The sequence below is a fragment of the Breoghania sp. genome, from assembly GCF_963674635.1.
GTDB lineage: Bacteria > Pseudomonadota > Alphaproteobacteria > Rhizobiales > Stappiaceae > Breoghania.
The window spans coordinates 4,071,955-4,092,807 of sequence record NZ_OY771475.1 but is presented as its reverse complement, the minus strand read 5'-3'; the positions used below and the strand labels follow the sequence as shown (position 1 = coordinate 4,092,807).

The following is a 20,853-nucleotide window of genomic DNA, read 5'->3' as shown; positions in this document are numbered from 1 at the left end:
CGGGCTCCGCATCCACCCTTCCAGACAAGATGGACAACGCCGTCCGCGTTGGCGGCGTCTCGCATGCCTATGGCAAGACGCTGGCCCTGAAGGACATCGATCTCGCCATTCCCAAAGGGGCCACGATCGGCCTGATCGGGCCGGACGGAGTGGGCAAGTCCACGCTCCTGTCGCTGATCGCAGGGGCCCGCGTCATTCAGGAAGGCACGGTGGAGGTGCTGGGCGGCGACATGAAAAGCGCGTCCCACCGCAACAGGGTCTGTCCGGACATCGCCTTCATGCCGCAGGGCCTTGGCCGCAATCTCTACGCAACGCTTTCCGTCTTCGAGAATGTGGATTTCTTCGGCCGTCTTTTCGGCCATGACCGGGCGGAACGCACGCGCCGCATTTCAGACCTGCTCGATGCCACCGGCCTCGCCCCCTTCGCCGATCGCCCGGCAGGCAAGCTCTCCGGCGGCATGAAACAGAAGCTCGGCCTGTGTTGCGCGCTGATCCACGATCCGGATCTCCTGATCCTGGACGAGCCGACCACCGGCGTCGATCCGCTTTCACGCCGCCAGTTCTGGGAACTGATCGAGGAAATCCGCAGGAACCGACCCGGCATGACGGTGATCGTCGCCACCGCCTACATGGAGGAAGCGGCGCGTTTCGAATGGCTGGTGGCGATGAATGCGGGGGCCATTCTGGCGACCGGCACGCCCGACGAACTTCTCGCCCAGACCGGAACGGCCAACCTCGACAGCGCCTTCATCGCCCTGCTGCCGGAAAGCGCCCGCGCCGAGCACCACGAGGTTGTCATTCCGCCGCGCGAGGGCAACGGCGAGATCGCCATCGCGGCCGACCATCTGACAAAACGCTTCGGCGACTTTACCGCCGTGGAGGATGTCAGCTTCCGCATCCGCAAGGGCGAGATCTTCGGCTTTCTGGGATCGAATGGCTGCGGCAAGACCACCACCATGAAGATGCTGACAGGTCTGCTGGAGGCGAGCGAAGGCACGGCGACGTTGTTCGGCAACGTGGTCGATCCGCGCGACATGGCTGTGCGCCACCGCGTTGGCTACATGTCGCAGGCCTTCTCGCTCTATGGCGAACTGACCGTGCGCCAGAACCTGGAACTTCATGCCCGGCTCTTCTCCATGGCGCGCGAAAAGATACCGGGCCGGGTGAACGAGATGCTCACGCGGTTCGATCTGGTGGAGACGGCGAACGCCTTGCCAGACGCCCTGCCACTGGGCCTGCGCCAGCGCCTGTCGCTGGCCGTGGCGATGATCCATTCCCCGGACATTCTGATCCTCGACGAGCCCACTTCGGGCGTCGACCCGATTGCCCGCGACGCCTTCTGGCAGGCGCTTGTGGAGCTTTCGCGCCGCGATCACGTAACGATCTTCATCTCCACCCATTTCATGAACGAGGCGGAACGCTGCGACCGCATCTCGCTCATGCATGCGGGCAAGGTTCTGGTGAGCGACACGCCGCAGGCCATCATCGACAGCGCAGGCGCCGCCGACCTGGAAGAAGCCTTCATCGGCTATCTCGACGCCTTCCTGGAAGAGCCCGCCACCGACCTGAGCGCGCTGGATACGGTTGCCACCAAGCCCCCCGAATGCGGGGTCCCGGAAACCAAAACCACCATGCCCTCACCGGCCGCAAGGCCGGACAACAGGCTGTTCTCGGCCCGCCGCATGCTCAGCTACAGCCGCCGTGAGGCGCTGGAACTCAGGCGAGACCCGATCCGCGCGACGCTTGCCATTCTCGGCTCCGTCATCTTGATGTTCGTTGTCGGCTACGGCATCAACATGGACGTCAACGACATAGCCTTCGCCGCGCTCGACCGGGACGACACCACGCTCAGCCGCGAGTTCCTGCTCGATGTCTCCGGCTCGCGCTATTTCGTAGAACACGCGCCCATCGCCGACTACGACGATCTGGACAAACGCATGCGCAGCGGCGAGCTGAGCCTCGCGCTGGAGATCCCGCCGGGCTTTGCCCGTGACGTCATGCGCGGACGGGACGTGCAGATCGGCGCCTGGCTCGACGGGGCGATGCCGATGCTGGCGGAGACCGCGCGCGGCTATGTGCAAGGCGTCTTCGCGACATGGCTCAAACGCAAGGCGCAGGAATTCTATGGCCCGCAGGCCGCGGCCTCAGACTTCACCATCGAGCTGCGCTACCGCTACAACCCCAATGTGGAAAGCCTGGTCGCGATGGTGCCCGCCGTCATCCCGATGCTGCTGATGCTCATTCCCGCAATCCTGACCGCGCTTTCGGTGGTGCGCGAAAAGGAACTGGGCTCCATCGTCAACCTCTATGTGACCCCGGTCAGCCGATTGGAATTCCTGCTCGGCAAGCAGCTTCCCTACATCCTGCTCGGCATGGGCAATTTCGTGCTCCTGCTCTTTGCCGCCATCGTGATCTTTCGCGTGCCCTTCACGGGCTCGTTCCTGGCCTTCCTTGTCGGCGGCATTCTCTATGTCATGAGCGCCACGGCCATGGGGCTCGTCATCTCTGCCTTTCTGAACAGCCAGATCGCGGCGCTTTTCGCCACCGTGCTTTTGACCCTCATCCCCGCCACGCAATATTCCGGCATCACCGATCCGGTCTCCTCGCTGCAAGGCATGGGTCGCTTCATCGGCGAGATCTATCCCACGACCTATTTCGTGATGATCGCGCGCGGCACCTTCTCCAAGGGGCTGTCCTTTGCGGATCTGGCGGGATCGTTCGGGCCGCTGATCCTTGCCGTTCCGGTGCTGGTCGGCGTCGGGACGCTCCTTCTCAAGAAGCAGGCGAGGTAAGTCATGGGTTTCAAGAACACCTGGAACCTCGGCGTGAAGGAGTTGCGCGGCCTGTTGCGCGATCCCGCCCTGCTGATCCTGATCGTCTACGCCTTCACGCTGTCGGTCTATACCCACTCCAAGGCCATGCCGGAAACGTTGGCCAAGGCGGCCGTCGCCATTGTCGACGAGGATCGCTCCCCCGTCTCCGCCCGCATGACTTCGGCCTTCTACCCCCCCTATTTCCTCAAGCCCCAACTGATCACCCAGTCGGAAATGGATGCCCGGATGGATGCCGGGCTCGACACCTTCGCCCTCGATATCCCACCCCATTTCCAGCGTGATCTTCTGGCCGGAAAGCAGCCCGCCCTCCAGCTCAATGTGGACGCGACCCGCATGTCGCAGGCCTTTACGGGCGCAGGCTACATCCAGTCCATCATCACCAGCGAGATCAACGAATTCCTCGCCCATCACCGTTCCGATGAAGACCTGCCGGTCTCGCTTGCCTTCCGCGCCCGTTTCAACCCCGAGCTCAGCCCCGGCTGGTTCGGCGCGGTCATGTCGATCATCGAGAGCGTGACCATGCTCGCCATCATCCTGACCGGCGCCGCCCTCATCCGCGAACGCGAGCACGGCACGGTGGAGCACCTGCTCGTCATGCCGGTCAAACCGGTGGAGATCATGCTCTCCAAGGTCTGGTCCATGGGTGTCGTGGTCCTGATCGCGACGGGCTTTTCGCTGACCGTGGTGGTCAACATGCTGCTTCAGGTCCCCACCGAAGGCTCCCTTGGGCTTTTCCTGCTGGGAACCGCGCTGGAGGTTTTCGCAACCACCGCGCTTGGCATCTTTCTCGCCACCATTGCGGGCTCCATGCCGCAATTCGGCATGCTCATGGTGCTGGTTCTGCTGCCGCTTCAGATCCTGTCAGGTGCCATGACCCCACGCGAGAGCATGCCGGAGGCGATCCAGTGGATCATGATGGCCGCACCCAATACCCATTTCGTGATCCTGGCGCAGTCGATCCTGTTCCGCGGCGCCGGATTGGCCGTCGTCTGGCCTCAGCTTGTGGCGCTGCTCGTGATCGGCGTGGTCTTCTTCGCGATCGCACTCAACCGCTTCCGGGCATTCCTCAGATAATTGCGGCATTCCTTCGATAATCAGCGCACAATACCTACATATGGAATGGCGGGTCCGGCCATTTGATCCACCGCACCCGCGAAGCAGTGCCCCGAGACGCGATCACGGAGGTAGCCAAGCGATGACCCGACGCTCTTTGCAGACAGAAGACGACAGGCCTGAACTGACCATCGCGCTGGACGCGGCCTGTTTCATTGCCATCAAGGCGCGCGAACTCGACGTAAAGGTGGAAAAGGACGATCCCGACGACGGCTCGAACCCCACCGACGATCATCAGATCGGTGTGCTCGACGAGGACGAGGATGACCCTGTCCTTGAAGAAATCTCCGCCTTCATCAATTCGCTGTCCGAGGATGCCCAGATCGATCTGGTCGCCCTCATGTGGCTTGGACGCGGCGACTACACGGCCCAGGATTGGGAAAGTGTGCGCCAGGAAGCATCCGACGCCCACAATGAGCACACGGCCGAATATCTGTGCGGCACAACGCTTCTGGCCGACTATCTGGGCGAAGGATTGGCGCTATTGAACTATTCCTGCGCCGACTTCGAGGAACAGCACCTGTAATCGGCAGGCAAGCGAAGGCAGGTTAGCGGTAATCCATCAGCGCCATGCGGCGCATGATGAGGCGGCGCAATGGGCGAATGAAAAACAGCCCCCGCAGGATGGCGAACCCGCCGCGCACGCGCGCGGGCCCACCGCCAAAAACGAGCCGCATCGCCATGTCGGCGAAAGGAATGGATGCCCGCTCCACCATGCGGCGGCGACTGGCCACATATTCCGCCAGTGGCTGGGGATGATCGACCGCGACCGCCCGTTCCAGCGCCAGCGTCAGCAATGCCGCATCTTCGATGCCGCAATTCAGCCCCTCGCCACTGACGGGACTGTTCACATGCGCCGCGTCGCCTGCCAGCACGATCCGGCCCTTGAACCAGTGGCTGGAAATCCGCCGTTCCAACCGGAACCTCCCGCTCCAAACGGTCGCTTCCGGCAATCTGCCGAACAAGGTCTTGCTCGCCTGTGCCGCCCAGGTGGTGAGTTTCGGCTCTGTCTCGGCAAAACTGGGAAAGACCAGCCGCCACAGTCCCTCGCCCAGCCGTACGGCCAGCGTCGGGCGTGGCGTCCCCGTGAAGCGGGGAAAGGCGAGCTCATCGCATCCAGGCACACGAACATCGATGATCTGCAATTTCATCGCCCGTATGCTGCCCACCAGTTTGCCGCCCAGATGGTCGCGAACGGTGCTTTCTGCCCCATCACACCCGGCCACGAATTTCGCGCGCACGCGCTCTTCATGTCCGAAACGGCGATAGACCACATCCACCCCGAAGGAATCCTGAACGAAGCCGGTGACGCGGGTGCCATATTGCACCTCCACTCCGACCGTATTGCGGATCTCCTCGTAAAGCAGCCGTACCGTTTCCGATTGCGGCAGAAACAGCATGTGCGGGCACGACGTCTCGCGCGAAAGCTCACAGATCGGGAAGGACAGGAGCGCGCGGTTGCGATCGGCGTCAAAAACGTTGGGGCGAGACAGGGAAATGCCCCTCTCTCGCGCACGCTCAAGAACGCCGAGCCTGTCCAGAACCTCCTGGGCGCCCGGCCACAGCAGGGCCTCGCCCGGATGTGTGCCCGGCCCGTCCTCGCACTCCAGCACGAGCACATCCAGTCCCGCACGCCCAAGCCCGAGCGCCAGCGACAGCCCGACGGGCCCGCCTCCCACGATCACCACATCGTGTATGTCCGACTGGCCTCCAAAGCCACTCACGCGCTTGCTCCGCCCATCATGCGCCTCCCCCGTTCATCGATTTGTGACGATATCCTCACCCGTGCAACGTTCCGGAACCAGGGCCGGACATTCCGGTTTCCCTTACGTTGCGGCTCGTTGCCTCAACCCTACACTCCCTGCAAACGGATAGGCATCGCTCCGGTTCCGATTTTTTGTTCGAAGCCGTCCGCGACATGACGTTATAGTGGTCCAACCATGAGCAATGCAGACACAGATTGCGCGCTGGAATGGCAGCGATTGCCGGCTCCCGCCAGCGAATTTCCCACGGTGAGCTGGAACCGGGAAACGCCGCCCTCGGGTGCGCGTGCCGTGCCGGAGGAAACGGCCGTTGCCATCACCTATAACGGCACCACCCATGCCGTCATGATGGCGACCCCGACCGATCTGGAAGACTATGCCATCGGCTTCAGTCTGACCGAGGGACAGATCCAGACCGCGGACCAGATCCGCTCCATTGGCATTGCCGCCTTCGAGGAAGGCGTCGACCTGCGCATCTGGCTCGACAGCAAGACCGCCGACACGTTCCGCGACCGCCGCCGCCGCATCGTCGGCCCCACCGGCTGCGGGCTTTGCGGGATCGAGAGCCTGATGGAGGCCGTGCCTGCGCCGAAACAGGTGGTCAGCGATGCCCGCTTCTGCGCAAGCACCATCCTGAAAGCGCAGGCGGACATGTTCGCCTCCCAGACGCTCCACGCCGTGACAAGCGCGGTGCATGCCGCGGCATGGTGGACGGAAGATAACGGGCTCGTCGCCGTGCGCGAGGATGTCGGACGCCACAACGCCCTCGACAAGCTCACCGGCGCCCTTGCACGCAATCACGGCCCGACAGGCCCCGGCCTGCTGCTGCTCACCAGCCGGATTTCCGTCGAGATGGTGCAGAAGGCCGCCGTACTGGGGGCCCCCGTCATCGCCGCCGTCTCCGCCCCCACCGCGCTCGCAATCCGCGTCGCCGATACGGCCGGCATCACGATTGTCGCAACGACCCGCAACGATGCATTCGACGTCTACACCCACCGCGAACGCATCGTGATGGAATGACCCTTGCGCCCGCGCGCAGTTGTCGCGACGGGCCCGGCACACAAGAACCAGCAAAACGGCGCGCCCATGTCTGACCATTCCCGCCCGAACGACCACTGCGAACCCGCCGATCTCTCCTGCCTGCTTGCAGCCATCGTCTTTGAGCCGGGAGAGGATGTGGACACGATCCTCAGCGAGATCGCGGCGGAACATACGGCCTTGCGGCTTTCCGGCGTCGTGCAGACCGGCGGCAACCGCGATGGCTGCAATGTGCGGGAAATGGCGCTGAAAAGCCTGCGTGACGGCTGGGAAATCCGCATTCTGGAAGATCGCGGCTCGCAATCGCAGGGCTGCCGGTTGAACCCCCATGCGATCACCGAGGTCGCCGGACGCATCGAGGGCGAACTGGAAGCGGGCGCCGATCTCCTGCTGATCAACCGCTTTGGACGCGCGGAATCGGAAGGCTACGGCCTGCGTCCGGTTTTCGAGCGCGCCGTGCTCGACGGGGTGCCGGTGCTGACGGCCGTGCGGTCCGACTATCTGGGCGCGTGGGAGGAATTCCACGGCGGGCTGGGCATCGCGCTGCCGCGCGAAAGGCAGGCCGTGCGCGATTGGACAATCCGTGCCTGCGCCTCTGGCAGCAAGGCCCCCGCCTGAGGCTCGGGGCCGAGGCAGGCGCGGAACCTCATGTGCCTGCGACCGTGTCCTGCGCGCCGGGCTCAAGCTGTGTCCAGACACCCTGCTGCCTGGGGAGATAAAGCGCGATTTGCAGGCCGCCTCCGCGCGCACCGCCGCGCGCCAGAATATGACCACGGACGGCCTCCACCAATGCCCGGCAGACGGCAAGGGCAAGCCCGTTGCCCGCCTGAAACCGCTTGGCCGCATAGTAGGGATCGAAAAGCCGGCCGACCTCCCCTCCCGGCAACTCCGGGCCGTCGTCGCACATCGTGATCACGACATAATCGGCGGGCGGCACCGGTCCGCCATCCACCACCGTGACAGCCTCGCTCGCGATGGTCATTGTCCCGCCCGCCGTCATGCGCGCCCTGGCCTCGCGGCACAGCCCCAGCAGAGCCTCTTCGATCTGATCGCGCCCGCCCGCAACCTGGCCCGCCGCCCGCCCACCGACGAGCGTCAACGCAACTTTCGGGCCCAGTGCCGCCTCAAGCGCCGGGCGAAGGTCCGCCACCAGGTCCGCCGCTTCGAACCCTGTCGCAGAGGCAGGCACATAGCCGGCCACCGCCTGCAAGGCCTGCGTGATGCCATTGAGCCGCCGCACGGCGCTGAGGATCTCGCCGCATTCCCGCTGCGCATCCTCCTCTTTCACCCGCCGAGCGATCGCATCCGCAAAGAGCTGGATGGCGAGAAGGGCATTGTTGACGTCATGCGCCACGCCGCGCGCCAGAAGCTCCACCGCCTGTCGAACCGCGTCTTCGCAACCGACCGCCTCAACGGGGGCGATCAGGTCCCCGCGAGCGGAATTGGCGCACTCGACAGTGGATTGATCCTGCCCCATGACCTTCGCTTCATGCACCCCGCATTCCTTCGTCCCACCTGTCACCAGCCCAAACCCGCCGCTTATCCATGCGGTCGCAGTTGCCCCGCTCTCACCCACACCTCAGGAGCAGGCGCCGCAGACGCCGAGTTCAGGGATCATGCCGGCGAAAGGGCCGAGACATTCACCTTCATTCGGGGAAAGACAGGCATCCACCACGTCCCAAAGCTCGTCTTGCGAAAACGGCTTTTTCAGCGTGTGAACCGCGCCGAGCGCCCGCGCCATGCGCAGGTAATCAGGGGGCTGGTTGTTGCCGTTCAGAAAAGGCATGCAGAGGGACATCCCCGACATCACGGCCACCGGCACGGTGCCATGCGTCTTGCGCAGGGCGCGGATGAACTCGAACCCATCCATGGTGGGCATGAAAATGTCCACGAAGATGAGATCGATCATGCGATGACGGATCTGCGCCAAACCTTCCACGCCATCCTTCGCCTCGCAGACGTCGAACCCCTTGCGCTCCAGAATTGCTCTCAGGGCAGACCGGATCAGTTCATCGTCATCGACAACGAGAACACACGTCATTCGCCTGTTTCCTGCTGATTGCGAGAATATCGACAATTCTAACCAAGTAAGCAGAGACGTTTTCGTCACGCTCAATGAATTATATGGTTAACATAAATTAATAAATAAATATCGTCCACAGATTTAATCGATATAGAAACACTAAAGAACGATTACTTAGGCACTTTATACAGTAGAGAAATTGAACGTGTTAAACACCAAGATAGCGATCACAGATTTCCTCGCTGAGGGCCCCAGCCCCTCCGGTCCATTCGCTCTTGCCGCGCTCCAGAATGACAAAGCGGTCGCACAGCGCCTTCAGGTCCTTGAGCGACTTGTCGATGATGAGGATCGCCAGACCGGATTGTTTCAGTTCGCCGATGGCGCGCCAGATTTCCTGACGGATCACCGGGGCGAGACCTTCGGTGGCCTCATCGAGGATCAGGAGCTTCGGGTTGGTCATCAACGCGCGTGCGATGGCGAGCATCTGCTGCTCTCCGCCTGACAAGGTGCGCGCCGCCTGGTTCCGGCGTTCTGAAAGCCGCGGGAAGAGCGCCCCCACCGCCTCCAGTGTCCACGCGCCGGGACGCGCCGCGCAGACGAGATTTTCCTCCACGCTCAAGGGCGCAAAGCAGCGTCGTCCCTCCGGCACCAGCCCGATGCCGAGCCGGGCGGCCTTGTGTGACGGCAGATCGTTGAGGCTTTTGCCCGCAAAGGTGATCGCGCCGCGGCTGGAGGTCATCATCCGGCAGATGCAGCGCACGGTGGTGGTCTTGCCCATGCCGTTGCGCCCCATCAGCGCCACGACCTCGCCCGCCCCGACACTCAGGTCGACACCGAACAACGCCTGCGAGGAGCCGTAGGAGGCCGTCAATTCGCGAACTTCCAGAAGCGCGCTCATGCGTCCGCATCCCCCAGATAGGCGGCGCGCACGAGCGGATCGTTGCGCACCGCGTCCACCGTGCCGCTGGCGATGATCTGCCCATAGACCAGCACCGAGATCCGGTCCGCCAGCGCAAAGACCGCCTCCATATCGTGTTCCACCAGCAGAATGGGAGCCTCACGGCGCAAGCCGTCCAGAAGCTCCGTCATCTGCTTCGACCCATCCTGCCCCATGCCCGCCATCGGCTCATCGAGCAGAAAGACCTTTGGCTCCTGCGCCATCGCGATGGTCATTTCCAGCGCGCGCCGCTCGCCGTGGGAAATATCGGAGGCGCGCATGTCGGCGCGATAGGCGAGATCCACCCGCTCCAGCGCCGCCATGGCCGGTTCCACCAGCCGCTTGTCCCTGAGCGCGGGCAGGAAAAACCGATAGGTCCGCCTGAGCCGACCCTGTACCGCCAGCATGACGTTTTGCAGAACCGTGAATTCACCGACAACGGATGAGACCTGATAGCTGCGCGCAAGGCCCGCGCGCGCCCGCGCCGCCGCATCGAGACCGGTCACGTCCCACCCAGCCAGATGGATGGTGCCCTCGTCGGGCGTCAATTCGCCCGCGATCTGCTTGATCAGCGTGGATTTGCCCGCCCCGTTCGGCCCGATCAGCGCATGGATTTCGCCGGGGCGCAGATCGAGGCTGACATTGTCGCTCGCCTTCAGCGCGCCGAAGGTCTTGGAAATGCCGCGAATATCGAGAACCGGCTCATCCATGACGGCGCTCCCCGGCAAAGAGCCCGACAAGCCCGCCGCGCGCAAACAGCACGACCAGCAACAACAACCCGCCCAGCATGAATTGCCAGTATTCCGAAACCCCGCCGAGGCTGTGTTCCAGCAGAATATAGAGCGCTGCGCCCGCCAGCGGCCCGAAAAGCCGCCCCACCCCGCCCAGGATCACGAAAACCATGATCTCGCCGGATGTGTGCCAGGACAGCATTTCCGGCGAGACGAAGCGATTGAGATCGGCATAGAGCGCGCCCGAAAGCCCCGTCACCATGCCCGACAGCACGAAGGCGGTGAGCAACACGCGCTGCGGGTTGATGCCAAGGCTCCTGAGCCTTTCCGCATTCTGCCGCGCCCCGTTGAGCGCCAGCCCGAAACGCGAGCGTGAAAGCAGGGCGGACAGGCCAAGCACCGCCATCAGCAACCCGTAGCAGATGAGAAAGAAAGTCAGCGGATCGAGCGTATTGAGCCCCGGAAAGCCGTTTCGAAGCCCCAGCGACAGCCCGTCCTCACCGCCATAGGCAGGCCAGGAGATCGCGAAATAGTAGAGCATCTGCGCGAAGGCGAGCGTGATCATGATGAAGAACACACCCGTGGTCCTGAGGCTCAAGGCCCCGATCACCAGCGCCATGAGCCCGCTCGCCGCGATCGCCACCAGCCAGATGATCGGCATGGACTGACTGCCCTCCACCTCGACGGGCCATGTGAGGACCGGCTCGTAATACATCGCATGGGTGGCGAGGATGCCCGCCGCATAGCCGCCGATCCCGAAAAAGGCCGCATGGCCGAGAGAGACCAGCCCGCCATGGCCGAGCGCGATGTTCAGCCCCGCGCCGGCCAGCGCCAGGATCGCCGCTTTGGTCGCCAGCGTGATGGTGAAGGTCTCGCCGTTTGCCTGCGCGAGAAGCGCCACCGCCAGAAGGCCGACCCCGATGACGGCGTTGAGGATGATTTCCCGGTTCATCGCGCACCCGCCTTGCCGTAAAGCCCGCCGGGCTTGAAGACCAGAACCGCCGCCATGAGGATGTAGATCGACATGGAGGCGAGTGCGGAGCCGACGGAGGTGGCGCGCGCGGGATCCATGAAAAGCCCGAAGGCGGCGGGCAGCAGGAAGCGACCCAGCGTGTCGGTGACGCCGACGAGGATCGCACCGACAAGCGCCCCCTTGATGGAGCCGATCCCGCCGATCACCACCACCACAAAGGCAAGAATCAGCACCGGCTCGCCCATGCCCACCTGCACCGACTGCACGGTGCCGACAAGCGCGCCTGCAAGGCCCGCAAGTCCTGCCCCAAGCGCAAAGACGATCGTGTAGAGCCGGGAGATATCGACACCGAGTGCGGCAATCATTTCGCGGTCCGCCTCGCCCGCCCGGATCCGGATGCCGAGCCGGGTCCGGTTGATCAGCGCCATCAGGAAGAAGGCCACCGCCAGCCCCACCCCGATGAGGGCGAGCCGGAAGAGCGGATAGTCGATGCCGCCGGGCAGAGGCACCGCTCCCGACAGAACGTCCGGCAGGTTCAGGAACAACGGGAAGGAGCCGAAGAGATAGCGCGTGCCTTCGGAAAACATCAGGATCAGCGCGAAGGTCGCCAGCACCTGATCCAGATGATCGCGATCATAGAGCTTGCGGATAACGAGCACCTCGACGATGGCCCCCGCCGCCGCCGCCGCGACAAGGCTTGCCACCAGCCCCAGCCAGTAGGATCCGGTGGCCGCCGCCACCGCCGCACAGGCAAACGCGCCCGCCATGTAGAGCGAGCCGTGGGCGAGATTGATCAGCCCCATCACCCCGAAGACGAGCGTCAGCCCGGCCGCCATCAGGAACAGCATGACGCCGAACTGGAGGCCGTTCAGAACCTGTTCGAAAACGAGAGCGCCCGTCACGCTCGCCCCCCACATTCATCGCAAGGGCGACAGCTCCCGATAACCTCTCCCTTGGGGATAGGCCGGGCCAACGGCCCGGGTGAGGGGATCAGAGATATCCGTCCCCTCGAAAGCCCGACACCCCTCACCCCACCCCTCTCCCCACGGGAGAGGGAGTGGCATCGTGCGGGGTGTGCACCCGGAGCGAATCGAACGGTCACAGCCGCAGGCCGCCTCGAAACCAGACGCCCGCTCTCGCCCGCAAACCCGGCCCAGGAACCTCTCCCAGAGGGAGAGGTCGGCGCGCAGGCGTCGGGTGAGGGGATCAGAGATCTCCGTATCCACGAGAGTTCGACACCCCTCACCCCAACCCTCTCCCCATGGGAGAGGGAGCAGGATCGTGCGGGGTGCCCGCCCGGAGCACATCGAACTGTCAAAACCACAGGCCGCCTTGAAACCAGTCCCCCGCTCTCGCCCGCAAACCCGGCCCAAGCACCTCTCCCAGGGGGAGAGGTCGGCGCGCAGGCGTCGGGTGAGGGGATCAGAGATCTCCGTATCCACGAGAGTTTGACACCCCTCACCCCAACCCTCTCCCCACGGGAGAGGGAGTGGGATCGTGCCGGTTGCGCACCTTGAGTCACGACCGAACCTTCAACACGCAAGACGCGGGGCACTGCGCTTACATCTTGCAGTCGGCGACATAGGCGTTGTCGCGATCGACAAGCGCGGTGTCGACGATCTTGTTGGTGTAGATATCCCCCTCCTTGATCACCTCGCGGACATAGATGTCCTGAATGGGGTGATTGTTGGAGGCAAAGGAGAACTTGCCGCGCACACTGGCGAAATTGGCTTGCCTGAGCGCCGCGCGGAAGGCATCCGCGTCCTTCACCGAGGCCTTGTCCATGGCCGACAGCAGCAAGTTGCCGGTGTCGTAGCCGTAAGCGGCATAGATCGACGGCAGGCGGCCATAGGCCTCCACGAAGCCGTCCACGAAGGCCTTGTTGGCGGCGTTGTCGATGTCCTTGGACCAGTTGGCGGAGTTCTTCACGCCCAGCGCCGCATCGCCCACGGCCTGCAGGATCGCCTGATCGAAGGAGAAGGCCGGACCGATCAGCGGAAGGTCGACGCCCGACTGCTGATACTGTTTCATGAAGGCGATGCCCATGCCGCCGGGCAGGAAGAAGAACACGCTGTCGGCACCGGAAGCACGGATCTGCGCAATTTCGGCCGCATAGTCGGTCTGGCCAAGCTTGGTATAGACCTCGCCCGCAAGCTCACCGTCATAAAAACGCTTGTAGCCGGTGAGCGAGTCCTTTCCTGCCGGATAGTTGGGCGCAAGGATGAAGCTCTTCTTGTAGCCCGCCTTCTTGGCGTAAGCGCCGGCGGCCTCGTGCAGATTGTCGTTCTGATAGGAGACGGAGAAATAGTTCGGGTTGCAGCCCCGCCCCGCAAGCTGCGAGGGCGCGGCGTTGACGGAGAGATAGAACTTGCCCTGCGCGGTTGCGGCGGGCACCACCGCCATGGCGAGGTTCGACCAGATGATGCCGGTCAGCACGTCCACCTTGTCGCTCTGGATCATCTTGTCGGCGAGCTGCACCGCCACGTCGGGCTTGCGCTGATCGTCCTCCACAACGACCTCCACATCGCTCGTGCCCGATTGCTTGATCGCCAGCAGGAAGCCGTCGCGCGCATCGAGCCCGAGGCTCGCGCCGCCGCCGGAAAGCGTGGTGATCATGCCGACCTTCACCGGCTCCGCAAAGACCGGCTGCGCGCACACGCCGGCAACCATCACCGCGGCGAGCGCCGCGATCCCCAACTTGGAAGATGTCATGTCCTGTCCCCCGGCTTTTCGCCTTTTGGTTTGCAACATCAGCCCGTCTCTTGACTGAAGGTGAGTTTTAGCCCGCGAAACTCAACATGTCATCGTCGCCCGTGAAAATCGCCGCGCAAAATCCGCGAAGAAGCGCCGACATCCCACCCGCCCGGCTTTCACGCCGCCCCGATCCCGGCTAGAAATGGTCGCCAGAGATCATTCCTGCAGCCCTTTCAAACGAGACCGCTCCAGCCCCGAAAAGGCCCGCCGCCCTTGCCGTTCCGCTTCATTCACACCGCCGACATCCACCTTGATTCACCGCTGAAATCGCTGGCGCTGAGAAACGCGGATCTGAGCGCCCTGATCGGAGCCGCCACCCGCGCCGCCTTTTCCCGCACCATCGATCTCGCCATCGAGGAAGAGGTCGATGCGCTGCTGATCGCGGGCGATCTCTATGATGGTTCTGAAACCTCCATGAAGACGGCGGTCTTTCTAGCAACCGAACTTGCGCGCCTGGATGAAAAGGGCATCCGGACCTTCGTCATTCGCGGCAATCACGACGCCATGTCGCGCATCACCCGCGAACTGACCTTGGCCGCAAGCGTGAAAACCTTCACAGGCCGCGCAGAGGCCGTGAAGGTGGAAGCCGATGCGCCCTTCGAGGTCGCGATCCACGGCATCAGCTTTTCCAACACGCATGCGCCGGAAAGCCTGCTCGACAAGTTCCGCCCCCCTGTTGCCGGCGCGGTCAACATCGCCATGTTGCACACCAGCCTTGGCGGCGCACCAGGCCATGATCCTTATGCCCCCTGCCAGCCGGGCGAACTGGATGCGCTGGGCTTCGACTACTGGGCGCTAGGTCACATCCATCAACGCTCCGTCCAAGGCGCCAAGGGGTCCATTGTCATGCCCGGCATTCCGCAAGGGCGCGATATCGGCGAAGCTGGCCCCGGCACGGTGAGCCTTGTCACCATCGCCGATGACCGGACGCTGACCATCGAAGAGCGCGTCACGGCCATCGCCCAATTCGAGCGCGTCCCGCTCGATCTGACAGGTCTCGATGACTGGTCGGATGCCATCAATGCGATGGGAAGCGCCTTGCGCAAAGCCCGCCGCGAAGCGGTCTGCGATCATCTCGTCGCCAGGCTTGAGATCTCCGGCGAAACCCCGCTCAGCTGGCGCCTGCGCCGCGATCCGGATCTGCTTCTGGCCGAAGCGGAGGCGCAGGCGGCTGGCATCGGCAACACGTGGATCGACAAGATCGCCAACGCGGCGACACCACCGGCCGCACCCGACCACGCTGCACTGGATGAGACCGGCGCGCCCGTCCATGAATTGCGCGCCCTCATCCTTGATGAGGTCATGCAAAGCCCCGGCTACCGCGAGGCGCTTGCCGAGCTTTCCCGTGATCTGATGAGCCAGCTTCCCGGCGAGGTCCGCGCCGCCTTCGGTGAGGATGAAGACGAAAGCACAGCCATGCTCGACATGCTGGCGCGCGAAGGAGCGGACGATATTCTCGCCCGGCTGCAATCGCCTTCGGCAGCGGACGCGCAAGGAGGCGAAGACTGATGCGCATCGAACGCCTCGACCTCGTCCGCTATGGCAAGTTCACCGATCACACGCTCGATTTCGGCACCCGCGCAGCCAGCGACGAGACGCCCGATTTCCATGTCGTCTTCGGCCCCAACGAGGCGGGCAAGTCCACGCTCTTCAACGCCTGGCTCGACCTGCTTTTCGGCATCGAGACCCGTTCGGCCTACAATTTCCTGCATCCCTATCCCACCATGCGCATCGGCGCGCGGCTGGCCTTAGGCGACGGTCCGCAGGAACTCGCCCGCATCAAGAAGCAGAGCCAGAGCCTCTTGGACGATGGCGGCCTCGCACTTCCCGAGGGCCTGTTGCAGGGCGCGCTCGGCGGTGTCGACCGCGACGCCTACCGCACCATGTTCTCGCTCGATGACGAGACGCTTGAGGCAGGCGGCAACGCCATCCTCGCCAGCGAAGGCGATCTGGGACAGATGCTGTTTTCGGCGAGTTCCGGCCTTGCCGCCTTCTCGCAAGAGCTGAAATCCCTGCGCGACGAGGCAGGCGAAATCCACCGTAAGGGCGGCCGCAACACCGACCTCCGTAACCTTCGCAAGGAGCTCGACGAACTGGGCGAGAAGCGCCGCACGCTGGACACCGCAGCGTCGGCCTATCGCCGCCTCTGCGAAGAGCGCGACGCCAGCGAGGACGCCTACAAGCAGGCGCTCTCTGAAAGCAGCAGCCTCACCGCCCGTCTCGCCGAAATCGAGACCTGGCTTGCCGCCCTTCCCCGCCTTGTCCGTTTGAGAGAACTGCGCGACGAGCTTCAGCCCCTCGAAGCGCTGCCCGACGCCCCTGCCGGCTGGGCGGAGGATCTCCCCGTCCTGATCAAGAACGACGTGCGCCTGATGGAGCGCAAGGAGGCCACCGCACGCAGCCTCGCCGAGCTGGACGCTTCCATCGAGGCAATCGAGATCGATGCCGCTGCCCTTGAACACGCCGCCCGCATCGACGCTCTGTCGGAACGCGCCATCCGCGCCAGGGCAGCCACCCGCGATCTGCCGGATGAGCAGTTGAAGCTGCGCGAGATCGAAGGCGACATCGCCCGTATCCTGCGCGAACTGGATCAGGCCGGGGAAACCGATCCGGCCCGTCTTCTGGTGCCTGCCACACGGGCCGAACACTTGCGCAAGCTCATGGAGACCCGCTCCGGCATCGCCTCGCGCGTGGAGGCGGCCAGGCGGGAACTCGAGGCTGCCGAGGACGCCGCGAAATCGGCCCGCGAAACACTGGAAGCCGCGGGCGGCGATGCCCGCCCCGGCGACGGGCTCGACGCGGTGAACGCGGCGCTCAGCGCCTTGCGCGGCAGCGACCACGCCGCCCGCCTGCGCCATGGCGAACGCCGGAGCGCGGCCTTGCGCGCCCAGCTTGACGAGCGTCTCGCAAACCTTGCCCCCTGGAACGGCGACAGCGAGGCTCTGATGCGGCTGAGGCTTCCCGATCCCGCCGATATCGCGGACTGGAAAGCGACTGGCCATCGCCTTGCCGAGGACCGCCGCATCATCGAGCAGCAAAGGGACGATCTTTCCCGCAAGCATGCGCGCCTTGAGGGCGAACGCGCCGCCCTTGAACGCAGCGCCGGCCTCTTCGATGAGGCGGAAGTCGCCCGCACCCGCAAAGCCCGCGATGAGGCCTGGCAGGACCATCGCGCCAGGCTCGATGCCGAAAGCGCCGAACGGTTTCTTCAGGCCCTTGAGGCCGATGACCGCCTGACCGTTGCCCGCCTCGCACAGTCGGAAAACCGCGCCCGTCACATCGCCCTGACGACGGAGATCGCGGGCCTTTCCCGCGAGATTGCGGAAACCGCCCGCCAGTGGGAGGGGATCGGTGAAAAAGAGGCCGCGCTTCAGGCCCGGATCGCGGCCGCGCTTTCAAATGCCGATCCCGCCCTTGGCGCGCTCTCGCTTGCAAGCCTTGAGACATGGGCCGCCAACCGCAGCGCGGCGCTGGAAATCCGCAGCCAGTTGCAGGAGGCGGAGGCGGAACGCCGTCAGGCCGCCGAAGACGGGAAGATCCTGCGCGAGAACCTTGCCGCAGCACTTGCCAAGGCAGGCACTGCCGCGAGCCCCGATGCGCCGCTGGAAAGCCTGATCGACCTAGCCGAAAGCCTGATCGATACGCAAGCCCGCCTTTCGCGCCTTCGCGCCGACCTTGAGACCCACTCCACACAGGCCGAGCGCCGCCGCAAGGCGTTGCAAGCAGCGCAGACCGAAAAGGCCGACTGGACCACCGAATGGCGCGAGACCTGCGCGCGGTGCTGGTTTGGCCTGGACGAAGCCCCCGCCCCGGAAATCGTGCGCGTGTTGCTCGACCAGCTTGCAAGGCTCGCCCCCGCCCTTGAAGCGCACGAGGATCAGATGCGCCGGCTCAAAGCCATCGAGGCAACCCGGACCGGCTTCGAGCGCGAGGCCAAGGCCCTTGCCGGTGAGCTCGGCCTTGCCGCCGCCACCGATCCGCTTGAGGTCGCGCGCCTGCTCAGCGAGCGCGTGGAAACCGCCCGCAGGGCCCGGGACAAACGCATCGAGCTTGAAGAACGGCGCGCGGAGGCTCTCGCAAACGAACGCGCCCTCGCTGCCGAGCTGGAAAGCCTGACACTGCGCAAAGAGGAAATGACGTCCCATTTCGGCGTGGAAGATCTGGAAGCCGTGCGCAAGGCGCTGGAAGGTCTTTCCCGGCGCGCGGCGCTCATCCGTGAGGCTGCCGAGCAGGAACGCCACATCCTCTCCGGTCTCTCCCTTGCCGATATCAATGAGGCGGAAAGCCTGCTCGATGCGGCGGATCCGGCGGCCCTTGGCCTTGAGCGTGCGGAAAAGCGCCAGATGAGCGAAAGCGCGCAAGCGCGCACCCGCGAGCTCTATGCGGCATGGACGAAGGCGCAGGATGCCCTGAAGTCCGTCGGCGGGGACGATGCGGTCGCCCGTCTGGAGGAAGAGCGCCAGACGCTTCTGCTCCAGATTGAGGAAAAGGCCCGCACCTGGCTGCGCCTTCAGGCGGGCATTCTGGCGGCCGAACAGGCGCTACGCGCCTATCGCGAACGCCACCGTTCCTCGATGATGGAACGTGCCAGCCGGTCCTTCGCGGAGATTTCCAACGGAGCCTATTCCGGGCTCACGACACAGGCCGATGGCGACAAGGAAGTGCTCATCGGGCTCGATCACGCGGGCCGCTCAAAGCTTGCAACCGAGATGTCCAAGGGCACCCAGTTCCAGCTTTATCTGGCGCTGCGCATCGCCGGATACCACGAGTTCGTCGCAACCCGGCAGAGCCTGCCCTTTGTCGCCGACGATATCCTTGAAACCTTCGACGACGAGCGCGCCCTGGAAACCATCCGGCTGCTTTCGGATATGGCGCGAAGCGGGCAGGTCATCTACCTGACCCACCACCGCCATCTCTGCGAGATCGCAAAAGAGGTCTGCCCGAACGCCACGTTCCACGAGCTGCCCGGGCCTCTTTCAACCTGAAAGAACCTCGCCCCTCAGTATGGGCACTCGACCGGGCCGCTTTCCACGTAGATGCCCTTGACCTGCGAATAGCTCTCGATCGCAGCCTTGCCGTTCTCCCGCCCGATGCCGGATTTCTTCATGCCGCCAAAGGGCATTTCAACCGGCGTCAGGTTGTAATTGTTGATCCAGCAGGTGCCTGCCTTCAACCGCGACACGACCCGGTGCGCGCGTGTGATATCCTTGGTGAAGACGCCCGCAGCCAGGCCGAACTCGGTGTCATTGGCCCGTGCGACAACCTCGTCCTCGTCGTCGAAATCGAAGACGCACATGACGGGGCCGAAAATCTCCTCGCGCGCGATGCGCATGCTGTCGGCCACATCGGCAAAAATCGTCGGCTTCACCCACCAGCCATCGGCAAAGCCGTCAACTTCCGCGATGTCGCCGCCATAGACGAGATCCGCGCCTTCCGCCTGACCGAGCCGCATGTAGAACAGCACCTTGTCATACTGGGCCTGCGAGATGAGCGGACCCATATGGGTTGCCTCATCCATCGGGTCGCCGATCACCATGCGCCGCGTGCGCTCCACGAGCTTTTCCACGAAAGCCTTGCGGATGGAGCGATGCACGAAGACGCGGGTGCCATTGGAACAGATCTGGCCGGTAGAATAGAAATTTGCCAGCATCGCGCCCGAGACAGCATCGTCGAGATCGGCGTCTTCGAAAATGACGAGCGGCGACTTGCCGCCCAGCTCCAGCGAGGTCTTCTTCAGGCCTTCGCCCGCAAGGGCTGCCACCTTCGAGCCGGTGGGAACGGAGCCGGTTAGCGACACCTTGTCCACGGCCTCATGGCCGACCAGCAGCCGCCCGGTCTCGCCATCGCCCTGCACCACATTGAAGACGCCCTTGGGCACCCCGGCCTCGATCAGGATTTCGGCCAGTTTCAGCGCCGAAAGCGGCGTCACCTCGGAAGGCTTGAACACCATCGCATTGCCGCAGGCCAGGGCAGGTGCCGCCTTCCAGCCGGCAATCTGGATCGGGTAGTTCCACGCACCGATACCGACGCAGACACCCAGCGGCTCGCGCCGCGTATAGGCAAACGGCCCGCCCAGATCGATATGCTCATCCGAAAGGGTCGCAATGAGCGCGCCGAAATAGTCGAAGCACTCGGCAGCGGACGCCGCATCCGCCACCAGCGTTTCCTGAAGCGCCTTGCCGGTGTCCAGCGTCTCAAGCTCGGAAAGTTCGCGGTTGCGTTCGCGCAGGAGTTCGGCCGCGCGCCGCAGGATCCGCCCACGCTCGATGGCCGGCATCGCCGCCCATTCCTTCTGCCCCGTCTGTGCAGACGCCACTGCCACATTCACCATAGCCGCGCGCGCCGCGCGCACACGGGCGATCACTTCGCCGGTCGCGGGGTAGAGGCTGTCGAATTCGGGCCCTTCCGTCTCTTCTCGGTAAACACCGTGAATGAAATGGGAGGCTTCGGGTTGTGCACGCATGAGCGTTTCCTGTTCTTATTCGCTTTGTAACTGTCAAACCGGGTCCCGGGAGCGTCGCAACCAAGCCAGGCAAAAATCTGTCCACGATCGGCGCGCTTCGGCCAGCCCCTGCCGCGTCACACAAGCGCGGACCAATGGAATGGCGACATTCCAGGCAAGACTGGCAATTACGACTGGAAAACCGGTAAGGGACCCGCACCGCGGGTTCCATGGAGCAACACTCA

General features: G+C 64.1%; 16 protein-coding genes. 7 read left to right on the top strand and 9 right to left on the bottom strand.

The genetic code is table 11. The features are described 5' to 3' along the window. Positions 1–29 precede the first annotated feature (29 nt). From rbbA to ABGM93_RS17730, 3 genes are all read left to right on the top strand, one after another. Positions 30–2,792, top strand: coding sequence for a ribosome-associated ATPase/putative transporter RbbA (gene rbbA, locus ABGM93_RS17740; RefSeq protein WP_321505993.1), 2,763 nt, complete (start codon positions 30–32; stop codon positions 2,790–2,792). A 3-nt stretch (positions 2,793–2,795) separates the two neighbouring features. Next, positions 2,796–3,908, top strand: coding sequence for an ABC transporter permease (locus ABGM93_RS17735; protein ID WP_321501719.1), 1,113 nt, complete (start codon positions 2,796–2,798; stop codon positions 3,906–3,908). A 121-nt stretch (positions 3,909–4,029) separates the two neighbouring features. Next, positions 4,030–4,473 (top strand): DUF3775 domain-containing protein, encoded by a 444-nt coding sequence (locus ABGM93_RS17730; RefSeq protein ID WP_321501717.1) that lies wholly within the window; start codon positions 4,030–4,032, stop codon positions 4,471–4,473. A gap of 22 nt (positions 4,474–4,495) precedes the next feature. Here the strand turns inward: ABGM93_RS17730 and ABGM93_RS17725 are convergent, their stop codons facing one another. Further along, the gene (locus ABGM93_RS17725) at positions 4,496–5,671 is read right to left on the bottom strand and encodes an NAD(P)/FAD-dependent oxidoreductase (RefSeq protein WP_321501715.1); all 1,176 of its coding nucleotides are present in this window, start codon (positions 5,669–5,671) and stop codon (positions 4,496–4,498) included. A gap of 216 nt (positions 5,672–5,887) precedes the next feature. Between ABGM93_RS17725 and fdhD the strand changes: the two genes are divergently transcribed. Together fdhD and ABGM93_RS17715 are read left to right on the top strand one after the other, a co-directional pair. After that, positions 5,888–6,730 (top strand): formate dehydrogenase accessory sulfurtransferase FdhD, encoded by an 843-nt coding sequence (gene fdhD, locus ABGM93_RS17720; RefSeq protein WP_321501713.1) that lies wholly within the window; start codon positions 5,888–5,890, stop codon positions 6,728–6,730. A 66-nt stretch (positions 6,731–6,796) separates the two neighbouring features. Then, positions 6,797–7,366 carry a DUF2478 domain-containing protein gene (locus ABGM93_RS17715; protein WP_321501711.1) on the top strand — a complete coding sequence of 190 codons (570 nt, stop codon included), beginning with the start codon at positions 6,797–6,799 and terminating at the stop codon, positions 7,364–7,366. Positions 7,367–7,394: 28 nt separating this feature from the next. Here ABGM93_RS17715 and ABGM93_RS17710 read toward each other — a convergent pair whose 3' ends face one another. From ABGM93_RS17710 to ABGM93_RS17680, 7 genes are all read right to left on the bottom strand, one after another. Then, the gene (locus tag ABGM93_RS17710) at positions 7,395–8,243 is read right to left on the bottom strand and encodes an ATP-binding protein (RefSeq protein ID WP_321501709.1); all 849 of its coding nucleotides are present in this window, start codon (positions 8,241–8,243) and stop codon (positions 7,395–7,397) included. Between the two features lie 84 nt (positions 8,244–8,327). Continuing rightward, positions 8,328–8,789: a response regulator gene (locus ABGM93_RS17705; RefSeq protein WP_321501706.1), complete on the bottom strand. Its 462-nt coding sequence runs from the start codon at positions 8,787–8,789 to the stop codon at positions 8,328–8,330. Positions 8,790–8,979: 190 nt separating this feature from the next. After that, a complete protein-coding gene (locus ABGM93_RS17700; protein ID WP_321501703.1) occupies positions 8,980–9,669 on the bottom strand; it encodes an ABC transporter ATP-binding protein in 690 nt (229 codons plus the stop codon). Continuing rightward, a complete protein-coding gene (locus ABGM93_RS17695; RefSeq protein ID WP_321501701.1) occupies positions 9,666–10,418 on the bottom strand; it encodes an ABC transporter ATP-binding protein in 753 nt (250 codons plus the stop codon). The genes ABGM93_RS17700 and ABGM93_RS17695 overlap by 4 nt, the downstream gene beginning before the upstream one ends. Further along, complete coding sequence (locus ABGM93_RS17690; RefSeq protein WP_321501700.1) at positions 10,411–11,391, bottom strand: branched-chain amino acid ABC transporter permease; 981 nt, start codon at positions 11,389–11,391, stop codon at positions 10,411–10,413. The genes ABGM93_RS17695 and ABGM93_RS17690 overlap by 8 nt, the downstream gene beginning before the upstream one ends. Then, positions 11,388–12,314 carry a branched-chain amino acid ABC transporter permease gene (locus ABGM93_RS17685; RefSeq protein ID WP_321501698.1) on the bottom strand — a complete coding sequence of 309 codons (927 nt, stop codon included), beginning with the start codon at positions 12,312–12,314 and terminating at the stop codon, positions 11,388–11,390. Before ABGM93_RS17685 ends, ABGM93_RS17690 begins: the two co-directional genes overlap by 4 nt. Before the next feature lie 658 nt (positions 12,315–12,972). Then, complete coding sequence (locus tag ABGM93_RS17680) at positions 12,973–14,082, bottom strand: ABC transporter substrate-binding protein (protein ID WP_321505992.1); 1,110 nt, start codon at positions 14,080–14,082, stop codon at positions 12,973–12,975. A gap of 297 nt (positions 14,083–14,379) precedes the next feature. Between ABGM93_RS17680 and ABGM93_RS17675 the strand changes: the two genes are divergently transcribed. Both ABGM93_RS17675 and ABGM93_RS17670 read left to right on the top strand, forming a co-directional pair. Continuing rightward, a complete protein-coding gene (locus ABGM93_RS17675) occupies positions 14,380–15,675 on the top strand; it encodes a DNA repair exonuclease (protein ID WP_321501695.1) in 1,296 nt (431 codons plus the stop codon). Further along, positions 15,675–19,151, top strand: a complete 3,477-nt coding sequence (locus ABGM93_RS17670; protein ID WP_321501693.1) for an AAA family ATPase — start codon at positions 15,675–15,677, stop codon at positions 19,149–19,151. The genes ABGM93_RS17675 and ABGM93_RS17670 overlap by 1 nt, the downstream gene beginning before the upstream one ends. Positions 19,152–19,165: 14 nt before the next feature. On the opposite strand, the gene betB is transcribed toward ABGM93_RS17670, so the two are convergent. Continuing rightward, positions 19,166–20,629, bottom strand: a complete 1,464-nt coding sequence (betB, locus tag ABGM93_RS17665; RefSeq protein ID WP_321501691.1) for a betaine-aldehyde dehydrogenase — start codon at positions 20,627–20,629, stop codon at positions 19,166–19,168. Between the last annotated feature and the right edge of the window lie 224 nt (positions 20,630–20,853).

Excerpts from the sequence above, each read along its gene's own strand:
- ABGM93_RS17735 (WP_321501719.1), top strand. The coding sequence starts at position 2,796 with ATGGGTTTCAAGAACACCTGGAACCTCGGCGTGAAGGAGTTGCGCGGC.
- ABGM93_RS17705 (WP_321501706.1), bottom strand. The coding sequence starts at position 8,789 with ATGACGTGTGTTCTCGTTGTCGATGACGATGAACTGATCCGGTCTGCC.
- rbbA (WP_321505993.1), top strand. The coding sequence starts at position 30 with ATGGACAACGCCGTCCGCGTTGGCGGCGTCTCGCATGCCTATGGCAAG.
- fdhD (WP_321501713.1), top strand. The coding sequence starts at position 5,888 with ATGAGCAATGCAGACACAGATTGCGCGCTGGAATGGCAGCGATTGCCG.
- ABGM93_RS17715 (WP_321501711.1), top strand. The coding sequence starts at position 6,797 with ATGTCTGACCATTCCCGCCCGAACGACCACTGCGAACCCGCCGATCTC.
- ABGM93_RS17700 (WP_321501703.1), bottom strand. The coding sequence starts at position 9,669 with ATGAGCGCGCTTCTGGAAGTTCGCGAATTGACGGCCTCCTACGGCTCC.
- ABGM93_RS17695 (WP_321501701.1), bottom strand. The coding sequence starts at position 10,418 with ATGGATGAGCCGGTTCTCGATATTCGCGGCATTTCCAAGACCTTCGGC.
- ABGM93_RS17680 (WP_321505992.1), bottom strand. The coding sequence starts at position 14,082 with ATGGTTGCCGGCGTGTGCGCGCAGCCGGTCTTTGCGGAGCCGGTGAAG.
- ABGM93_RS17690 (WP_321501700.1), bottom strand. The coding sequence starts at position 11,391 with ATGAACCGGGAAATCATCCTCAACGCCGTCATCGGGGTCGGCCTTCTG.
- betB (WP_321501691.1), bottom strand. The coding sequence starts at position 20,629 with ATGCGTGCACAACCCGAAGCCTCCCATTTCATTCACGGTGTTTACCGA.
- ABGM93_RS17730 (WP_321501717.1), top strand. The coding sequence starts at position 4,030 with ATGACCCGACGCTCTTTGCAGACAGAAGACGACAGGCCTGAACTGACC.
- ABGM93_RS17670 (WP_321501693.1), top strand. The coding sequence starts at position 15,675 with ATGCGCATCGAACGCCTCGACCTCGTCCGCTATGGCAAGTTCACCGAT.